This window comes from uncultured Turicimonas sp., assembly GCF_902477955.1.
Lineage (GTDB): Bacteria > Pseudomonadota > Gammaproteobacteria > Burkholderiales > Burkholderiaceae_F > Turicimonas.
Genome location: NZ_CABSJB010000022.1, coordinates 1 through 18,330, shown reverse-complemented (window position 1 = coordinate 18,330; position 18,330 = coordinate 1). Strand labels below are relative to the sequence as shown.

The following is an 18,330-nucleotide window of genomic DNA, read 5'->3' as shown; positions in this document are numbered from 1 at the left end:
TCCTTATTGCGGTCTGTCGTGATGATGAACGGATACGCCGAGAGCTCGTACGGAAATCTGTACTTCACTTACGTAAATACAACTCGACAGTACGATGAAAATCACGGAAGCTAACAGCATGGCCGATTTCCAGACGGAAAGGTCTAGATTAAACAGATGCTCAATCGTAATGAAAAGAACCTGCAGGCTACTGAAAGCTGCAGAAAGCGCAACAGTCAGTACGCCGTTTTTTAAAAGTTTTGCACGGCGGTAAATCAGACGAATGGAATTTTCTAATTCCTCATCTACTTCATCAGGAGAATCTGAACGTTCAGCCATCAATTGACGAATGCGGGTGGTGGCATGTCCGTAACGTGCAGACATAGAAACAAGCAGAAGTCCCACGCCGGAAATCAGGGTAATGGGAGCTAAAGCATCAGCTAAAGTTGTTGAAAATTCGACCATCGGGAGAAGAAGTTTTGTTCTGGAAAACTTTTATTTTAATTCGCAGGACCTAAGATTTAGGAAGTTTTGAGTTCAGAGAAAAAGGAAGCAGGCTTACATTGCAGATGTCACCTATCTCAAATTAATTATTAACAGCCGTTTTTGTGAGTCTAATCGACGATTTCTCCGTACTCTGATGCTTTATCTAAACCAGAAAAATTGAATCTCCTGGGACTAGGTTAGACTTGCTGAGAATGCAGCAAGCTACCTAGGAAATTCAATCAAGAATCTGATTTGATGTCTTGTCAGTGCGGTTCTATTAACTCAACTGCGGCGTGAGTAAGTAAGACGTTAGCCTTAATTCATTCGTGTTTTTGGATTTTGCTCTCCATCAGCAACAGCCAAAGTCCCCTCTATTGGGAGCGGTATTTGGGTTAGAACTTAATTGGGCTGAAGGTTCTTTGAAATACACTCAGTCTTCATAGACGCAAGTCTTTTGCAGATGTTGAGCTCCTTTTTTAGAGGTATCCATTCAAAGAGAAGTTTTTCAAAAGGACACCATAAGGCGACCCAACCCAGCACAAGCAGACCTTCTCTGATGGAATTAAAGATTGAGTCATCAGGATATCCGCTGAAAAATCCGCGAATAAGCATACAGGCAAGCATAAAGACGAATCCATATACAAACAATCCTGCAGTCTGACGGAAATTTTCATGCAGTCTCTTTTTCGCTTTGTTTGCTTTGAATACAAAGTATTGGTGGATTCTTGCTTTAAATAACTCCTTGTCGGTGTCGGAATAATTCTTATCCGTAGGAAAGCACAAATTAAGAGTGTAACTTGTGGCCTTAATTTCCTTCACAGCATCCTCGATATAATCAATAAATTCTTCGTTGAGTGGGACATAGAAATAAGGAATTGCTAATAACTTCTTCACTTCTCTTTCCGGCTCAGAGATATATACGTTTATTGAGCAGTTCTCTTCTTGGACATTCACATATCTCGAATCAAACATTCCGTCTCCTTGAATAACTGACTCCGTTTTCGTAACTATTCACCGACTCCTGCGCTCGAATTTCGCCTACGTCTGTTTCCAGTCAGTTCTGATTGATTTACTTCTTTAAATAGCTACATGCTGACATATTTTTTACTTGGCCTCATGACAGAAGCATTGTGACTTTGTAATTTAACTAAACTCTGGATTTCTCATTAGCTGTAATGAACTATTGTTCAATATCGGCAGCCGAGAACTTTAAATGGCCGAAAGCTCTTTTTTGCCCAATACCGCGAGTCATAGAATGAACCTTGTCATAGACGTCTATCGTCAAAAAGTTTAAGCGAAAAAATGAATAATTTCTCTGGACTAGAAAAAGTAGAAAAGGTTTTGATTACTTCTCATTTTGAGAGGCAGAGTCGGAGAAAGATAGCATGTAAACTGATAATTTAGAGTCGAGTGTTGGCCTTATGATTCTTTTTTAAGGTGGCTGCCTTATATCCAAGAAAGAACTCATCCGATACAATGTATTTGGCTTGTTTCTAGAGGGAGTTGATAAAGTGGATTTGACTGGGCAATTTTTAATTGCAGCACCGTCTATGCAGGATCCTAGATTCCAGGAAACTTTGATCTATATGATCGAACACGGCAAAGACGGAGCAACCGGTATAGTGGTTAATCGACCAATCGGAATGACTTTACAAAGTCTTTTTACTCAGTACTCTTTTCCTCGTAAAGTTGAGGAAATGCCCGTATTTTGGGGCGGTCCTGTAGCTCCTCACCAGGGGATTTTTCTTCATCCTGACGAAAAATTGTGGATGAGATCCATGAGATCAGGACCCGGAGTAGTAACAACCGTGTCAGTTGATATTTTTGACGATATCCTCAAAGGCACCGGGCCTTCAAATTTTTTGTGCGCCGTCGGTTACGCAGGATGGGCCGTAGGTCAGTTGGAAGATGAATTGGGCCGAGAAGATTGGTTAGTTGCACCTTTCAATAAAGAGATACTCTTTGAGATGCCTTATCAGATGAAATACGACGCCGCATTGGCAGAATTGGGAATTGATGTGAATCAATTCAAATCAATGGAAGGTATTGTCGGTCATGCTTAAAGAGAATTCCCCTCTTCCTCAGAAAGTCATCGAAAAACTATCGGAAGACAGCATTATTTTGGCTTTCGACTATGGATTAGCCAGAATAGGAGTCGCAATCGGCAACACGGTTGTCAAGGACAGCCGCCCTCTAACCATTATTCATTGGAAGAAAAACCAAGAAAAGTGGAAGCAAATTACGCAGATCATGGAAGATTGGAAGCCGGCGTTGGTGGTTGTTGGTGTTCCTCGTCATAAGGACGGCGCTCCTAACTCAATGACCTCTGTCTGTGAAAACTTTGCTAATCAAATCAACGGCCGGTTCAATGTATATGTGGCAAGAGTGGATGAACGCTTTTCCTCAGTTGATGTAGAGGAGGGCGCAGATGATTACATTGACGATCTAGCCGCTCAGGTCATTCTGGAACAGTGGTTCAGAGAAAATTTTATCGATAACGTAAATTAAAAAATCATGAGAATTTTGGTTGGTGTTTCCCGTATGGTTTCGCTTCTTACCTATTCTCTTTGGGTTTTGTTTGTTGCTTATACAAAATTCCAGAGGGTTGATAAGAAAGAACAAGGGCGGATGATTAAAGAATACAACCGCCGCATTTTGGCGATGGCAGGCGTAAAAACGGCTTATACCGGCAGTCTTCCGAAAAGTATGCTGGAGTACGGCTTAACCGAGGAAGCCCCGGGAGAAATTATCGTTTCTAACCATATTTCCTGGGTAGATATCTTCTCGTTGGATTCTGCCGTTGCAAGCCGTTTTGTGGCCAAAGCTGAAATTGCCAACTGGCCGATTTTCGGAAAGATTGCTCAGGCGATCGGCACACTCTTTATTAATCGTTCTTCCAAGAGAGCTATTCTTCAGATCAATACGGACATTCAAGAAGCTTTGCAAAGAAAAGAGGTCGTTGCTCTTTTTGCTGAGGGAACGACCACATTCGGAAACTCTTTGCTTCCCCTGAAATCCAATTTCTTGGCCCCTGCGGTCAAAGCTGGTGCAGTTGTACAGCCAATGGTCCTGGTTTATACAAGTGAAGGTATCCCGACAACTAAAGTAGCCTTCTGCGGAGATGTGACCCTTATGGGCTCTCTTTGGAACGTTGTGACGACAAAAGATGTTGTTGCAACAGCCCATTTTTTAGAGCCGATTGACACTAAAGGCCTTGATCGTCACCAGGTCGGCAAAATTTGCGAGGAAAGAATGCGTGAAGAACTTAGACGTGTTTGGGGCGAGCGTTTCTTAGAACATGACCCCAACGAGGCGAATGCTCTTTCCAAAGCAATAAGCCACTCCTAGAAAACTTCTAACCTATGACCTAAGGCCTAAAAAGTTTAAAATCTGACAAACCTTTGTTAACCCAAAATTAAAGACAATGAAACCTGTAAGAAAAGCGATTTTCCCCGTTGCTGGTCTCGGTACTAGATTTCTTCCTGCAACCAAGGCTATGCCGAAAGAAATGCTTCCCGTAGTGGATAAGCCTCTTATTCAATATGCTGTTGAAGAAGCTGCTAAGGCAGGCATCACCGATATGATCTTTATTACCGGCCGTCATAAACGTGCTATTGAAGATCACTTCGACAGCGCTCCTGAATTAGAAAGAGATTTGGAAGTTAAAGGCAAGACGGCTCTTCTCAAGACCCTAAGAGATATTGTTCCCTCCGGAATTAATTTCATCTTTATCCGTCAGCCGGAACCTCTAGGTCTCGGCCATGCTGTGCTTTGCGGTGAACCGGTAATCGGCAACGAACCGTTTGCTGTCATTCTCGCCGATGACTTGATTGATTCTAAGAAGCCGGTTATTGAGCAGTTAATGAAGACTCGTGAAGATAAAGGCGGTGGCAGCGTTTTAGCCGTTCAAGTAGTTCCTCGCGAAAAAACCAAGGATTACGGTATCGTGAAGGTTGCTGAAAAGGGAGACGTGACTAAGGTTGAGTCCATCATCGAAAAGCCGGATCCTGATAAAGCCCCGTCCACCTTGGCTGTTATCGGCAGATATATTCTTGAGCCGGAAATCTTTGATAGCCTCAAGAAAATTCCTAAGGGAGCAGGCGGTGAAATACAATTAACTGACGCAATTGCCAGAGAATTGGAAAAGAAGAATACCTATGTTTGCTCTTACGAAGGTGAAAGATTTGACTGCGGCTCCAAGCAAGGATTTTTGAATGCCACAGTTCATTTCGCAAGAAAAGACGGCTATAAGATCGCGTAAGAAATCTTGAGAAAAAAGAAAGCGGCACGCTCGATTATGCTCGGCAAGCCGCTTTTTCTTTGGTCTCGGCCAATGGATCTTGAGATATATAAGCTCGTCTATTTTGCTTCCGCGGAAGTCTGACGAACTTTCTTTAATAACTTTGTGGTACTTCTGTCATGTTCAAAGGCGACCGTTACAACCTCTCCACCGTAAGAATGGACAATTTCAGCTTCGGGAAGATCTTCAATCTTATAGTCGCCGCCTTTTACATAAATGTCTGGTTTTGCCCGACGAACAGCTTCCAACGGAACTTTATCCGGAAATATCACCACTAAATCAACACTCTCCAAGGCGGCAAGAACAGCAGCTCGATCTGCCTCCGTATTGATGGGTCTGTCGTCTCCTTTGCCAAGCATTTTGACGGATTTATCGCTGTTGACAGCAACCACAAGACTTTTTCCTAATGATTTGGCTTGGGCAAGATAAGTGACATGGCCTCGGTGCAGAATATCGAAAACGCCGTTGGTAAGAACGACGGGTTTAGGAAGCTTGCCTACCGCTTCAGCCAAGTTTTCCATCGTTGTAATTTTTTGTTCAAAGCTTGGGGGAGGAAGATGAGTGGTCATAATCGTTCAGCAGCCTCTAAAAGATTTTTAGCGGTTTGGGTGCAGCAATCCTGCTTGTCAAAGGGTTTATATCCGTCGCTTTGCACCAAGATGCGGGTCGGTATGCCGGCGCGCATCGCAGCGGTCATGTCGCTGTTTTTGTCACCGATAAAGATGCTCTGCGTCATGTCGATGTTGAGATCTTCCTGAGCAGCCAGAAGCATACCGGGTTCCGGCTTTCGGCAGCTGCACTCTTGCAGATAAGGAGCAAAAGCCTTTTCCGGATGGTGAGGACAAAAATAAACGGCCAGTAAGGGTGTGTTTTGATTAGCCAATACTCCTTCAAGCCAGCAGCATAATTTTTTGAATTCAAAAACGGTATATTTCCCTCGTCCGATACCGCTTTGATTGGTGATGAGCACGGGTGCATATCCTTTTTCGACTAACACCCGAATGCCCTCTAATGCGCCTTCAACAAAATCAAAATGCTCTTTCTTGCTGACATAGGCGTAATCGATGTTGATTACGCCGTCCCGATCAAGAAATGCGGCTTTGATCGGGGTTGGCGCTTTTCTGGAAAATAGAAATTTATAAACCATCGGCCGTTTATGGATACTTCTTAAGAAGCTCAAGCATGTAGGCTTTTGTGCCTTCTTGAACGGTCTTAAAGGGCTTATCGTAGCCTGCGGCTCTCAAATGAGTTAAATCGGCTTGAGTAAAGGCCTGATATTTCCCGACAAGAGCTTGAGGGAACGGAATGTATTCGATGAAGTCATGGGCGACGGCATCTTCCAAGGTTAAGGCCTCTTTGCCTTCTTGTTCTCTCAAAGTGTTGACGACGGTCAATGCAACGTCATTGAAAGGTTGAGCATGTCCCGTTCCGCAGTTGTAAATGCCGGTGATGGATTTGTCTAAGCAGAACATATTGACGTCTATTACGTCGTCAATATAGACGAAGTCGCGTTTCTGGTCGCCGTTGGCATAGCCGAGACAGCCTTCGAACAGTTTGACTTTACCGTCCTTTCTGAATTGATGGTATTGATGGAAAGCAACGGAAGCCATACGGCCTTTGTGCTGTTCCATACGGCCGTATACATTGAAGTAACGAAGACCTGCAACCGGGGCTGTTAGGCCTTTCTGCATTTCTCTGCGAAGAACTTGGTCGAAGAGGTACTTGGAGTAGCCGTAAACGTTTAACGGTTTTTCATAGGCTACATCTTCTACGAACACGGACGATGCACCGTAAGTTGCAGCCGAAGAAGCATAGAAGAACGGGATTTTCTTAGCCTGACACCAGTTAAACAATTCCAAGGTGTAGCGGTAATTATTTTCCATCATGTAATGGCCGTCTAACTCCATGGTATCGGAGCAGGCGCCTTGGTGGAAAATGGCTTCAGGAGCGGCGATTTCGCCTTTTTTGACCAAGTCAATAAAGACTCTCTTGTCCAAGTAGTCGGCGATTACGGTATCGGCTAAGTTAGTGAATTTGTCGGACTTAGTCAGGTTGTCCACGGCAAGAATATCGGTAATGCCGCGCTGGTTGAGTCCTCGGACAATATTGGCGCCGATAAAACCGGCTGCCCCTGTAACAATAAAACTCATGATTAATTCCTTTAGTTGATTATTGTTTGCCAAATAATTCTTCGAAGGTGACGGTAGCAGTTCCTAATTTTCCAACAACAATACTGCCGGCTCTGTTAGAAACGGTGACTGCAGTGCGCCAGTCGTACCCGGCGGCAAGCATCACGCCGAGTACTGAAATAACGGTATCTCCTGCACCTGACACATCAAAAACTTCCCTAGCCTGGGCCGGAACGCTCCAGCTGCCGTCTTCGTCAAAGAGCGTCATTCCTTCTTCACTTCTAGTCAGCAGAAGTTTTTCGAGTTTGAGCTCTTCTCTCAGGTTTTGAGCTCGGTTGTGCAAGTCTTCTTCATCACGCCATTGACCGACAACTTGGGCAAGCTCACTTCTGTTAGGAGTGATGCAGGTTGCATATTTGTAGCGCGAGTAATCATCACCTTTCGGATCAATGAGAATTGGTTTTCCGAAAGTCCTTCCTTGCTCAATGATTTTCGCGATTCTGTCCAGGCCGCCTTTGCCGTAGTCAGACAAGATGACGGCGTCATGATCCGGAAGCAGAGAGGCGAAACGGGACTCGTGCATGTCGAGAGCTAATCCCTGAACCTGTGACTCGAAATCCGTACGGAGCATCTGTTGATTTCGGGCGAGGATTCTGAGCTTGACTGTGGTTGTGCTGTTGGGATCTTTATAGAGACACGGACGGACGTTGCTTTTTTCCAAAAGTTCCATCAATACATTGCCCGCTTCATCATCTCCAATGACGGCTAATAAGGAAGTAAGCGAACCGAGGCTGGCTGAGTTTCTTGCTACGTTAGCCGCACCGCCGAGACGATCTTCTCTTCTTGTTACTTTAACTACGGGAACGGGGGCTTCAGGAGAGATGCGGGATGCATCTCCGAACCAATAACGGTCCAGCATTGCATCTCCAACCACAAGGATGGATGCCGCTTCGATTGTCTTCTTATTAATATTTTCTAATTCCATATTTTCGGACCTTCTAAGTTGGATTGATTTTACGCTTACACGCTCCAACACAAAAATAAGATAGTTTTTATGCCCGAGAAAAATGTCACAGAATTTTGTGATTTTTAACATATTTTCTGCAAACCTCCTCCTTCTATGGGCTCTTCTCGAGCTAAATGTTTCTAAATTGTCTCTAAATCATTAAAATGACGCGAAGTAACTATTAGGAGGACGGATTGATGACAGCGATCTCACAATCCATATTTAAGGCCTACGATATTCGAGGCATTGTTGATAAAACTTTAACTGAAGATGTTTGTTTTTTAGTTGGCCAAGCCCTCGGAACAAAAGCAAGAGAAAAGGGGGTCAGCCACATTTGCGTAGGAAGAGACGGACGCTTGAGCGGGCCTAGACTTCAATGTGCTTTGGTGCGCGGCATTCGAGAAGCGGGCATTGGTGTCTATGATATCGGCGCAGTTCCTACACCCGTCCTTTATTTCAGTACGGTCTATTTAAAAACAGGAAGCGGCGTTGCTGTTACCGGCAGCCACAATCCTCCTGACTATAACGGACTGAAGATGATGCTAGCCGGCGAAACTTTGTACGGAGAAACTATTCAGGATCTCTACAAGGCTATTGTGGCAGACAAACTCTATACAGCAGAAGAAAAAGGAAGCTACGAAAAAGTCGACGTGCTCCCGGCCTACATGAAGTCCATCACCGATGATGTGAAGTTTTCCCGTCCTATTAAAATAGCCATTGACGCAGGCAACGGCATTGCCGGCCCGACTGCGGCAGCTTTATTCAAAACACTAGGTGCGGAAGTTGAAGAGCTCTACACCAATGTTGACGGCAATTTCCCTAACCACCATCCGGATCCTTCCAAACCGGCTAATTTGCAAGATTTGATCAAGGCTCTTAAAGAAGGCGACTCCGAAGTCGGTTTGGCTTTTGACGGCGACGGCGATCGTCTGGGCGTGGTAACTAAAGACGGTGAAATTATTTATCCGGATCGCCAGGCAATGCTTTTTGCAGGCGATATTCTTTCCAAGCGTCCGGGCGCCACTATTGTTTACGACGTCAAGTGCACCAGAAACATAAAGCCGTTCGTTGAGTCCAGAGGCGGTAAAGCCGTGATGTCCCGCACCGGACACTCCTTGATTAAAGCAAAGATGAAAGAGGTCAATGCGGATTTCGCCGGTGAAATGAGCGGACATATTTTCTTCCATGATCGCTGGCCCGGATTTGATGACGGGGTCTATGCCGGTACCCGCATGATTGAAATTCTGACTCGCTTTGCCGATGCAAATGAGCCGCTGAAGAATCTTCCTAATGCTGTAAGTACACCGGAATTACAGATTCCGACAGCTGAAGGAGAAAATTTCGAATTGGTCGAAAAAATTAAGCAAAATGCTAAGTTTGAGGATGCCAAAGATATCATCACCATCGACGGCATCAGAGTTGAATGGGATGATGGATTCGCATTAGCCCGTCCTTCCAATACCACTCCCGTCGTTGTTTTGCGCTTTGAAGCAGACAGCGAAGACGCCCTTAAGAGAATCCAGCAGAGATTTAAAGACGAGATTTTGAGAGTAGAACCGAATGCCAGAATTCCTTTCTAAGACCCAGGCCGGATTGGCCGAAATTTCAGCTTACAGTGACGAATACGAGAAAAATCCTCCGAAGCTTCTCGGCGGCGACCATACTTTGGAAGCCTGCGGAGTAAAGGTCGATATTTCCCGCCAGCGCTTAAATGAAGAAGAATTAAAGCATTTATACCGTATTGCGGAAGACGTTCATCTGGTTGAGCGTCATCGCAATATGATGCAAGGTAAGCAAGTTAATTCTTCAGAAAAACGTGCCGCACTGCATACTCTTTTAAGAGATCCGGAGTCTTCCCTGCCGCAGGCTGAAGCTGTCCGCAAGAATCTTGATGAAATGCGTAAATTTGCTTATGAAATCCGTCAAGGTTTATGGAGAGGCACTACAGGGCAAAGAATTACCGATGTTATTAATGTCGGTATCGGCGGTTCTTTCGCAGGTCCTCACTTTGTCTACGATGCCTGCCAGGACATGAACACTTCCTCAATTGCCGTTCACTGGGTGAGTAACGTTGACGGCTGGGTGTTGGTCAATCTTCTCTCTAAGCTGTCCGCCAGCACTACGTTGGTTATTGTTTCCAGTAAGAGTTTCGGTACGGCTGAAACTTTGCTGAACGCAGAAACCATCCGCAACTGGTTTATTCAGCAGGGCATTGAAGGGGAAGAACTTTGCAAGCACTTTGTGGTTGTCTCTTCCAATGAAAAAGCCGGAGAAAAAATCGGGGTGCCTTGCGCAAGACGTTTCCCTATCTGGGACTGGGTCGGCGGACGCTTCTCTGTTTGGAGCGCAACAGGCCTGCCGCTGATGATTGCTTTAGGTCCGACACACTTTGATGAATTTCTTCGCGGTGCGCATCAAATGGATATGCATTCCATTGAAAGTGAACCTGAAAAGAATCTGCCTTTGACTTTGGCTTTACTCAGTATCTGGAACTCTATTGCGTTAAATGCCGGGACTTTATGCTTCCTTCCTTATGAGCACCGTCTGCGCCACATGATTCAATGGCTTCAGCAGCTCCAGATGGAAAGTTTGGGCAAGAGCCGTCTAACGAACGGAGAACTGACCTTTTTCCCTACAGGCCGTATTGTTTGGGGCGGTTTAGGCAATGATGCCCAGCACACATTCTTCCAATGTCTGAGACAGGGCGTTGCCAGAACGGCTATCGACATTCTTTGGGCGGACAGACCTGCTCACAGTCTTACCGTTCATCATGACTTCCTTTTGGCTAATGCCAAGGCTCAGGCCAATGTTTTAGTGACCGAAGACGATGATTCTTTGGCCATGAACACGGTCAACGTCATTCGAGTTAGAGACATCAGCCCATACTCCTTAGGAGCTTTAATGGCTATGTACGAACACAAGACTACGATGCTCGGCAACTTGTTCGGCATCAACCCGTTCGATCAGCCCGGAGTCGAGTTGGGTAAACGGCTTGCCCGCGATATCATGAACGAAGAGCAGTAAGCGTAATATTGATGCATTCTCGTTGAAAAAGGCGGGAGTGCATTTTTTTTCACAAAAGGCGTCCCTTGAATATATTGATCGTAAAGACCTCCTCAATGGGAGACGTAGTCCATGCTCTTCCCGTATTGGCGGATATCCGAAAAAATATCCGAGGAGTGAGGATTGATTGGCTTGTAGAAGAGCCGTTTGCAGATATTGTCCGTCATACGCCCCTTGTCGATGAGACCATTATTTGCAACGTGAGGAAATGGAGAAAGTCTATTTTCTCCAAACAAACTCGAGAAGAAATCCAAGCCTTAAAAAAGAGACTTCAGGAAAAAAAATATGATCTTGTCATTGATCTGCAAGGCTTAATCAAAAGTGCGGTAGTTGGAAAACTCGCGAAGTCGCCGATGGCCGGGTACGATAGAGCCTCGATTAAGGAGGCGGCAGCTTCCTGGATGTACGACAAGACTTACCCGGTTTCCAAGAAGCTCTCGGCCGTTGAAAGATGCCGGCAGCTAACTGCTCAAGCTCTTGATTATGTCATGCCGGATACGGCACCGGTTTTCGATTTCTTATTCTCATCGGAGAAGGTTGAAAACAAGCAGGCGATTTTCTTTGTGAATACGAGCCGCAAAACGAAGCTCTGGCCCGAAAACTACTGGATTGAACTCGGAAGACTTCTGACCGATGAGGGATGGAAAGTCTTCTTCGCTTGGGCAAGTCCTGAAGAAAAAGAACGCGTAGAAAAAATAAAAAATGCAATCGGTCAGGAAGCATTCGTTCTTGCACGGATGAAAATCGGAGAGCTAATGAAATTTACGGCAACTTGCGAGCTTGTGGTCGGGGTAGATACCGGAATGACTCATCTGGGATCCGCAATGGGGCTTCCTACAGTTGGCATTTTCAGAGACTACCCGATCGAGTTAGTGCCTTTGATGGGCGAGGGTAAAAAATGTGCATTGGGCGGCGTGGACGCCTGTCCTGAAGTTAAAGAAGTCTATGACGCTGTTAAAGAGGTTCTCTCATGAATCCGATAAGGCCTATTTACAGCAGCCTTTTGTACGCTGCCTGTCCGTTGGCGATGTTATATCTTCTTAAGAGGGCCAGAAAACAGCCCGAATATAAGCTGCATTGGTCAGAAAGATTTGGATTGGCTTCTTATCCCAAACCAAAGAGTTCGCGTGTGAGAATTATGATCCACGCAGTATCGGTCGGAGAAACAAGAGCTACGGAAACTCTTGTCGAGGCGATTTTAAAGAAATGGCCGCAAGTCGATATTATCTATACGCACATGACGCCTACCGGCCGAGAAGTCGGAGAGAAGATCGCCCGTCGCTATGGAGACAGAATCACTCAAAGTTATTTGCCGTATGACACCCCGTTTGCGGTGAAAAGATTCCTTCAGCAAGTTAGGCCCTCCCTCATCATCATGATAGAGACCGAAGTCTGGCCTAATTTGACTTTTTATGCGAAGAAAAAAGGCATTCCTTTAATTTTGGCCAACGCACGGCTTTCGGAAAGGTCGCTGAAAAAGGGAAAGAAGGTTCGTGCCTTAATAAAGCCGGCTATGCAGCGCTTAGATATTACGTTGGCTCAGTCCGAAGCCGATGCTGAGCGTCTTAGAGAAGCCGGTTGCGATCCTGTCGTGGTTCTCGGCAATTTAAAGTTTGATTTCACGCCTAACCTTCCTCAGCTTCGTACTGCAATCGAACTGCGTAAGCTTTTGCAAAGGCCGCTGGTTTTATTTGCCAGTACCAGGGAAGGGGAAGAGGAAAGGTTTGTGAAGCTTATTGAGAAGCTGGAAAAAGAAGGAAAAGGGCCTAAACCGTTGTGGCTGATTGTTCCTCGTCATCCTCAGAGATTCGAACAGGTCAGAAAATTAATCGAAGATCATGGACTGACGGTTGCAAAGCGAAGTAACGTCCGTGATTGGAGGACGGTTTTCGGTGCAAATGGTCCGCAAGTAATTCTTGGCGACAGCATGGGTGAGATGAACTTCTACTATGCACTGGCCGATGTTGCCGTAATGGGAGGCAGTTTCGGACCATATGGGTCTCAAAGCGTTATCGAACCGTGCGGCATTGGGGTGCCTCTTATTGTGGGTCCGAGCATATTTAATTTCCAGACGGCCATTGAAGAAGGGAAAAACGAAGGTGCACTTCTTCAGGTCAAAGATGAAGAAGACGCCATGAGGGCTGTTGAAGAGTTATTAGAAGACAAGGCAAAACGAGAGGCTTTGTCTAAACAGGCCCTGTTATTCTCAGAAAAGAAAAGAGGCGCTACTAAGAAAACGATGGCTGTTATTGACGAAATTTTAGGCGGAGGTGAAGAAGATGAAGCATAAGTGCCCGAATGTAGTATCGATTGCAGGAGTTGATCCCTCGGGAGGTGCAGGAATTTTGGCTGATATTAAAACTATCAGTGCGCAGAATGCTTATGCCTGCGGAGTTGTCACGGCTCTGACAGCACAAAACACCGTTGGTGTAACGGCGGTATTTCCTATTCCGGTGGACATGGTTGCAAAACAGATTGATACTCTCTTTGAAGATGTTGCAATCGATTCCGTCAAAATTGGAATGCTTTTCGATTCTGAGCTTATTAAAACCGTAGCCGAAGGCTTAGAAAAATGGAATCCGCGTTACATTGTTCTAGATCCGGTGATGGTTGCTAAGAGCGGAGATCCTTTACTTCAGCAAGAAGCCATTGCGGCTTTGCGCGAATATCTCCTTCCGATTTCTACAGTCATCACTCCGAATCTTCCTGAAGCTCAGATTTTGTTGGGTTGGAAAGGAGAAATAGATTCCGATGAAAAGATGGAAGAAGCCTGCCGCTTATTGTGGAAACTGAAAGGCTCTCACGGCTATGTTTTCTTGAAAGGAGGGCACCGAGAAAACACCAAGACAGCTGAAGACTTCCTATTTGACGGTAAAAAGTTCACTAAGTTTTCTTCTAAACGGATTGCCACAAAGAATACTCATGGTACCGGTTGTGCTTTGTCATCGGCCATTGCGGCTCTTCTTCCTCAGACGAAGACGGTAAAAACCGCGATGAAAAAAGCGAAGAAATTTATGGATAAAGCCATTGAAGGTTCTGATGACCTAATAGTTGGCCACGGTCACGGTCCGATTAAACACTTTTATAAGTACTGGAAATAAGTAGGAAGTTACATAAATTTACACTTGTAGAATTGGAAGTATTAAAAAAGGCTTGCATAAATAAAAGTGTTCCTGTAATATTCACGTCTCTGGCGAATTAGCTCAGTTGGTTAGAGCAGAGGAATCATAATCCTTGTGTCCGGGGTTCAAGTCCCTGATTCGCCACCAAGATACCGCCCGCAGTTCAAAATATTGGATTGCGGGTTTTTCGTTTTTCAGACACTTATCTCAACCCTGATTTAATTAGCATACAAAATAATATTTTCAATATCGGGAATCAGAATTTTTTTGATTGCTGCAATTTTGAAAATGCAAAAGACCGCTAGGAAGTAGCGGTCTCGGTGCCAAGGAGAATTTATCGATTCACGAAAGTATTAGTAGTTGGTGAGAAGTTCAATTCCGTCAGCCAGATTGCCGGAGAAGATTCTGTCTTTTTCTACGAAAGGAACTTTACTTCTATAGGCGTCGTAAAGTTTCTGGGTGGCCGGAGCTAGCTTAACCTCTTGCTGTTCTTTGCGTAAATCAACAGCTTGTGCAGCGTGAAGAAGTTCCATTGAGTACAGAGCCAACATGTTTTCGGCCGAACGGTTAAGTCTTTCTGCAACTCTCGGAAGATTGGAGGCCGAATCTTCAATATTGCCTTCAACCGGAGCTCCGTCGAGAGATACTGGATTTGCTAAATCAACGTTTTCTGCATAGATCGAAACCATGGTGTCTTCGGTCGCACCGAAATTATGACCGTTCTGATTTGTCTTTGCCGTTAAGTAACGCGGAAGTCCCGAGAAACGATCTTCGTCAAGACGAATGGTTCTCTGCATGCAGTTATGAGCAAGATGTCCGAGAGCGATTGCGCTTTTTTGAGCTGCAATTGCAATTGGAAGCGGTTCAAAATTTGCAGAAGGAATAATTGCGCCTTTGAGACCATTTCCTTCCACGAAATATTGCGCGACTTGTGAGGATTCGGAATCCTCCGGAGAGGCGTTCAAAAGGACTCCTGGATTGTCATCTGACGAATTGATCTGAACATCAATCAGCTCATCGAGTTCTTTCAAGGATTTGAGCGCTTCTGAGTAGGTATAGACGGTAGTGCGGAAGCTGAGAGGATCCTGCAAATTGCGCTTGGCGTTTTTGTCCCAGAGGTAAGAACCTTTCAACGCGGCTCTGAAGTCTTGGGCCGCTTCTTGTAGTCCGGGCAACGGATGAGAGTTTACGGATTGAACAAGGAAAGGAGCAACATTGCCGTTCATTCCTTCCAAGGTCAGGCCGAAAACGGTTGGTGTAACTTTAACGACTTGGCGTAACGTCTTAACGGCATTCATAGTCAAAGCCATTCCGATGGAATTGTTGGAGAGAATGCCCAATCCGTCTTTGCCTTGCGGTACCAACGGTCGGATCTGAGCATTTTTTAATGCGTCGGCGGCTGGAAGTTCTTTTCCGTCGACAATAACTTTCCATTCTCCCATCATTGTTGCGCCGATGTGAGAGGCAAGCGTGATGTCAGCATCTCCAATGGAACCGCGCGCCGGAACTACCGGTGTAATGCCTTTGTTGAGAAAAGCGGCATAGAGTTCCGCAACATACGGCTGAACACCGGCTCTGCCGGTCAGCAATGTATTCAATCGAATAACCATCGAAAGTCTGACTAGTTTCGGATCTAAGGCAGGGCCGAAACCAACAGAGTGAGAACGAAGAATGTTTCTGTTGAATTCCGTGCTGGCATGCTTAGCTTCTTCTGTAAGTTCGCCTTTAGCGTCAAAAAGATGATGGTCTTTGTTAAGGCCTACTCCAACTGTTAAGCCGTAAATTTCGGCGCCTTGTCTCGCGGCTTCATTAACGAGATTGAAGGAGTCTGTCAGATGCTTCACTGCTTTTGGATCAATTTTGACCTCTTCCCCGTTTGCGACAGACCAAGCTTGATCCTGCGTAAGAGAAGAACCGGTCAAAGTAACGGCAGCGAGAGAAGCGGAGGACATAAAAACCAAACCAAGAGAAAGAGCCAATTTACGTAGTTGCATTGTACTGTTCCTTGAGTGAATGAGGATTGAGAAAATTTAATGTGAAAATCATAAAATAAAAACCAACTGGTCGGTTTGTTTTTAAGCAACATATCCCCGTTAGTAAAAGTACCAATTTATAAAATAAATTTTTAAAAAACAAAAGATAAAAAGTTTGTCTTGATGCAAAATAAGTGTTTTTACTTATTATGCTAAAAAATAAAATATACCGAACAGTCGGTTTTTGAATATAATTCGTTTTGTCACAATTCACTCACAAATTGAGAGCTTCGTATGAACTACAAATCCACCATTCTTGCAGCAGCTACTGCTTTAGTATTCGGTACAGTTTCTTTCCAAGCTTTTGCCGCCCCGGTCACAACTGAAGGAACAGGCGTAGGTAAACATGGAGACGTTACCGTTGCCGTCACCTTTGATAACGGCAAAATCCAAGACATTAAGGTTTTAAAAGAAAAAGAAAACCCGGTTCTTGCTCAGAAGGTTTACAAAGACCTCCGCTCTGACATCATCGCTTCTAACTCCACTGACTTAGATGACATTTCCGGAGCCACTTTCTCTTCTAAAGGCTTGAAGCAAGCTGTTGAAGATGCCGCTAAGAATGCTGGTATTAAGTTGTCTAAAGGCGATAAGAAAGCTATCAAGAAAGTAGAAAAGGCATTGCCTAAAGTTAATAACTACGACGTTGTGGTAGTCGGTGCAGGCGGTGCTGGTTTCTCTGCCGCTATTACCGCTAAGAACGCAGGTGCCAATGTAGTTCTTCTGGAAAAAATGCCGGCTATCGGTGGAAACTCTCTTATTTCCGGTGCTGAAATGAATGTGGCTAAGAACTGGGTCCAGCCAAAACTCGGCATCAATGACGACTCTCCTGAGCTTCATGCTCAAGATACCTTCAAAGGCGGCGATCAGAAGGGTGATATGAAGGTTATCAACGTCATGACACATAACGCTCTTGATGCCGCTAAGTGGTGTAAGGACTACATCGGCGTTAATTTCGAGCCTGATAATCTTTTCTTCTTCGGCGGCCACAGCCGCAAACGCGCATTGATTCCTGAAGGCCATACAGGAACGGAATTCATTTCTAAGTTCATGCACAAGGCAGAAGAACTCGGTATTCCTGTAATTACTAATATGAAGATGGTTGACCTCATCAAAAACGCAGAAGGCAGAGTTGTCGGCGTTAAGGCTGAGATGAACGGTCAGGAATACACATTTAATGCTAAGGGTGGTGTTGTCTTAGCTACCGGCGGCTTCGGTGCTAATGCCCAAATGGTTAAGAAGTACAATCCGAAGATTGATGAACGCTTCAAGACTACGGATGCTCCGGGATCTACAGGCGAAGCTCTTTATATGGCCGAAAAAGCCGGTGCACAGTTGGTCAATATGGGATATATCCAAACCTATCCTATTTGCGACCCGATTTCCGGTGTGATTGAATTGATCGCTGATGCACGCTTTGACGGTGCTTTGATGCTGAATCAGGACGCTAAGCGCTTCGTTGAAGAACTTGACCGCCGTGACGTTCTTTCTCATGCTATCCTGAAACAGCCGGGAGGCTATTGCTGGGTTCTCTGGAACGACAACATCGGCAAGATTTCCAATACTGTTAAGACTCACACTAACGAATATGAAGCCTTTACAAAACAAGGCATCATGAAGACTTGTGAAGATTTGAAGTGCATCGCTGACTTTACAAAGATGCCGTACGACCAGCTTGTTAAGACAATTGACAGAGTCAACACCATGACAGGTAAAGGCAATGATAAGGACTTCAATCACAGAAGCGGTCTGATGGATATGAGCCAAGGTAAGTACTATGTTATCAAGGCAGTTCCTTCTACTCACCACACCATGGGCGGAATCCGAATCAATGAAAAGGCCCAGGCTTTGACAGCTGACGGTAAAGTTATACCTGGTCTTTGGGCAGCCGGCGAAGTTACGGGTGTTACTCACGGTACTAACCGTTTAGGCGGTAATGCTTATACCGATATCATCGTTTTCGGACGAATTGCAGGTCAAGCAGCAGCCCAGGCAGCCAAGTAATAAATAAGTTCCAATAAGGATCTTTACTGAAAGGGAGGGCTTAACGCTCTCTCTTTTTTATCAGACCGACCCGTAAAACACCGTCCTTTAGGACGGTGATATAAGGGTCGAATATAATAATTTTTTCAGTAAGGCGTATTCTGTTGTTCAATGTACTGTTTGATAATAGAAATAGGTGCACCCCCACAACTTGCAGCAAAATAAGAAGGAG

Annotated in this window: 17 protein-coding genes, 1 tRNA gene and 1 pseudogene; 11 read left to right on the top strand and 8 right to left on the bottom strand. The window is 45.1% G+C overall.

Going from position 1 to position 18,330, the window contains the following annotated elements; all coding sequences use genetic code 11:
- Positions 1-3 precede the first annotated feature (3 nt).
- Complete coding sequence (locus RDK53_RS07620; RefSeq protein ID WP_066594112.1) at positions 4-444, bottom strand: DUF2721 domain-containing protein; 441 nt, start codon at positions 442-444, stop codon at positions 4-6.
- A gap of 420 nt (positions 445-864) precedes the next feature.
- Positions 865-1,437 carry a hypothetical protein gene (locus RDK53_RS07615; RefSeq protein ID WP_308514024.1) on the bottom strand — a complete coding sequence of 191 codons (573 nt, stop codon included), beginning with the start codon at positions 1,435-1,437 and terminating at the stop codon, positions 865-867.
- A 545-nt stretch (positions 1,438-1,982) separates the two neighbouring features.
- Here RDK53_RS07615 and RDK53_RS07610 point away from each other — a divergent pair.
- The 4 genes from RDK53_RS07610 (at position 1,983) to galU (ending at position 4,726) form a co-directional block, all read left to right on the top strand.
- Entirely contained in the window at positions 1,983-2,528 is a 546-nt protein-coding gene (locus RDK53_RS07610) for a YqgE/AlgH family protein (protein WP_283590303.1), read from the top strand.
- Positions 2,521-2,973, top strand: a complete 453-nt coding sequence (gene ruvX / locus RDK53_RS07605) for a Holliday junction resolvase RuvX (protein WP_308514023.1) — start codon at positions 2,521-2,523, stop codon at positions 2,971-2,973. The genes RDK53_RS07610 and ruvX overlap by 8 nt, the downstream gene beginning before the upstream one ends.
- Positions 2,974-3,006: 33 nt before the next feature.
- Positions 3,007-3,813, top strand: a complete 807-nt coding sequence (locus tag RDK53_RS07600; protein WP_308514022.1) for a lysophospholipid acyltransferase family protein — start codon at positions 3,007-3,009, stop codon at positions 3,811-3,813.
- A gap of 76 nt (positions 3,814-3,889) precedes the next feature.
- Entirely contained in the window at positions 3,890-4,726 is an 837-nt protein-coding gene (galU, locus tag RDK53_RS07595; protein ID WP_066594108.1) for a UTP--glucose-1-phosphate uridylyltransferase GalU, read from the top strand.
- 98 nt (positions 4,727-4,824) lie between these two features.
- Here galU and rfaE2 read toward each other — a convergent pair whose 3' ends face one another.
- Genes rfaE2 through rfaE1 form a run of 4 tightly spaced genes read right to left on the bottom strand, consistent with a single transcriptional unit; the run spans position 4,825 to position 7,879 of the window.
- Positions 4,825-5,334 carry a D-glycero-beta-D-manno-heptose 1-phosphate adenylyltransferase gene (gene rfaE2, locus RDK53_RS07590; RefSeq protein ID WP_308514021.1) on the bottom strand — a complete coding sequence of 170 codons (510 nt, stop codon included), beginning with the start codon at positions 5,332-5,334 and terminating at the stop codon, positions 4,825-4,827.
- Positions 5,331-5,912, bottom strand: a complete 582-nt coding sequence (gene gmhB, locus RDK53_RS07585; protein ID WP_308514020.1) for a D-glycero-beta-D-manno-heptose 1,7-bisphosphate 7-phosphatase — start codon at positions 5,910-5,912, stop codon at positions 5,331-5,333. Before gmhB ends, rfaE2 begins: the two co-directional genes overlap by 4 nt.
- Before the next feature lie 7 nt (positions 5,913-5,919).
- On the bottom strand, positions 5,920-6,915 hold the full coding sequence (gene rfaD / locus RDK53_RS07580) for an ADP-glyceromanno-heptose 6-epimerase (protein ID WP_308514019.1): 996 nt from the start codon (positions 6,913-6,915) through the stop codon (positions 5,920-5,922).
- Between the two features lie 19 nt (positions 6,916-6,934).
- Positions 6,935-7,879 carry a D-glycero-beta-D-manno-heptose-7-phosphate kinase gene (gene rfaE1 / locus RDK53_RS07575; protein ID WP_308514018.1) on the bottom strand — a complete coding sequence of 315 codons (945 nt, stop codon included), beginning with the start codon at positions 7,877-7,879 and terminating at the stop codon, positions 6,935-6,937.
- Between the two features lie 218 nt (positions 7,880-8,097).
- On the opposite strand from rfaE1, the gene RDK53_RS07570 reads away from it, so the two are divergent.
- From RDK53_RS07570 to RDK53_RS07545, 6 genes are all read left to right on the top strand, one after another.
- Entirely contained in the window at positions 8,098-9,480 is a 1,383-nt protein-coding gene (locus tag RDK53_RS07570) for a phosphomannomutase/phosphoglucomutase (RefSeq protein ID WP_308514017.1), read from the top strand.
- Positions 9,461-10,924, top strand: a complete 1,464-nt coding sequence (gene pgi / locus RDK53_RS07565; protein ID WP_084081521.1) for a glucose-6-phosphate isomerase — start codon at positions 9,461-9,463, stop codon at positions 10,922-10,924. The genes RDK53_RS07570 and pgi overlap by 20 nt, the downstream gene beginning before the upstream one ends.
- Before the next feature lie 65 nt (positions 10,925-10,989).
- Entirely contained in the window at positions 10,990-11,937 is a 948-nt protein-coding gene (gene waaC, locus RDK53_RS07560) for a lipopolysaccharide heptosyltransferase I (protein ID WP_308514016.1), read from the top strand.
- The gene (locus RDK53_RS07555) at positions 11,934-13,253 is read left to right on the top strand and encodes a 3-deoxy-D-manno-octulosonic acid transferase (protein WP_308514015.1); all 1,320 of its coding nucleotides are present in this window, start codon (positions 11,934-11,936) and stop codon (positions 13,251-13,253) included. The genes waaC and RDK53_RS07555 overlap by 4 nt, the downstream gene beginning before the upstream one ends.
- A complete protein-coding gene (gene thiD / locus RDK53_RS07550) occupies positions 13,243-14,064 on the top strand; it encodes a bifunctional hydroxymethylpyrimidine kinase/phosphomethylpyrimidine kinase (protein ID WP_308514014.1) in 822 nt (273 codons plus the stop codon). Before RDK53_RS07555 ends, thiD begins: the two co-directional genes overlap by 11 nt.
- Before the next feature lie 91 nt (positions 14,065-14,155).
- Positions 14,156-14,232, top strand: a tRNA-Met gene (locus tag RDK53_RS07545).
- 206 nt (positions 14,233-14,438) lie between these two features.
- Here RDK53_RS07545 and RDK53_RS07540 read toward each other — a convergent pair.
- Positions 14,439-16,079, bottom strand: coding sequence for an aromatic amino acid ammonia-lyase (locus tag RDK53_RS07540; protein ID WP_308514013.1), 1,641 nt, complete (start codon positions 16,077-16,079; stop codon positions 14,439-14,441).
- A 273-nt stretch (positions 16,080-16,352) separates the two neighbouring features.
- Here RDK53_RS07540 and RDK53_RS07535 point away from each other — a divergent pair, with 273 nt between their 5' ends.
- Entirely contained in the window at positions 16,353-18,119 is a 1,767-nt protein-coding gene (locus RDK53_RS07535) for a flavocytochrome c (RefSeq protein WP_308514012.1), read from the top strand.
- 125 nt (positions 18,120-18,244) lie between these two features.
- On the opposite strand, the pseudogene RDK53_RS07530 reads toward RDK53_RS07535, so the two are convergent.
- Positions 18,245-18,330 (bottom strand): annotated as a pseudogene (locus RDK53_RS07530) (IS200/IS605 family transposase); the annotation flags it as partial.

Bases quoted from the DNA above. Each gene is read 5' to 3' on its own strand.
- RDK53_RS07620 (WP_066594112.1), bottom strand. From the start codon at position 444: ATGGTCGAATTTTCAACAACTTTAGCTGATGCTTTAGCTCCCATTACC.
- RDK53_RS07615 (WP_308514024.1), bottom strand. From the start codon at position 1,437: ATGTTTGATTCGAGATATGTGAATGTCCAAGAAGAGAACTGCTCAATA.
- ruvX (WP_308514023.1), top strand. From the start codon at position 2,521: ATGCTTAAAGAGAATTCCCCTCTTCCTCAGAAAGTCATCGAAAAACTA.
- RDK53_RS07600 (WP_308514022.1), top strand. From the start codon at position 3,007: ATGGTTTCGCTTCTTACCTATTCTCTTTGGGTTTTGTTTGTTGCTTAT.
- galU (WP_066594108.1), top strand. From the start codon at position 3,890: ATGAAACCTGTAAGAAAAGCGATTTTCCCCGTTGCTGGTCTCGGTACT.
- rfaE2 (WP_308514021.1), bottom strand. From the start codon at position 5,334: ATGACCACTCATCTTCCTCCCCCAAGCTTTGAACAAAAAATTACAACG.
- gmhB (WP_308514020.1), bottom strand. From the start codon at position 5,912: ATGGTTTATAAATTTCTATTTTCCAGAAAAGCGCCAACCCCGATCAAA.
- rfaD (WP_308514019.1), bottom strand. From the start codon at position 6,915: ATGAGTTTTATTGTTACAGGGGCAGCCGGTTTTATCGGCGCCAATATT.
- rfaE1 (WP_308514018.1), bottom strand. From the start codon at position 7,879: ATGGAATTAGAAAATATTAATAAGAAGACAATCGAAGCGGCATCCATC.
- RDK53_RS07570 (WP_308514017.1), top strand. From the start codon at position 8,098: ATGACAGCGATCTCACAATCCATATTTAAGGCCTACGATATTCGAGGC.
- pgi (WP_084081521.1), top strand. From the start codon at position 9,461: ATGCCAGAATTCCTTTCTAAGACCCAGGCCGGATTGGCCGAAATTTCA.
- RDK53_RS07555 (WP_308514015.1), top strand. From the start codon at position 11,934: ATGAATCCGATAAGGCCTATTTACAGCAGCCTTTTGTACGCTGCCTGT.
- thiD (WP_308514014.1), top strand. From the start codon at position 13,243: ATGAAGCATAAGTGCCCGAATGTAGTATCGATTGCAGGAGTTGATCCC.
- RDK53_RS07540 (WP_308514013.1), bottom strand. From the start codon at position 16,079: ATGCAACTACGTAAATTGGCTCTTTCTCTTGGTTTGGTTTTTATGTCC.
- RDK53_RS07535 (WP_308514012.1), top strand. From the start codon at position 16,353: ATGAACTACAAATCCACCATTCTTGCAGCAGCTACTGCTTTAGTATTC.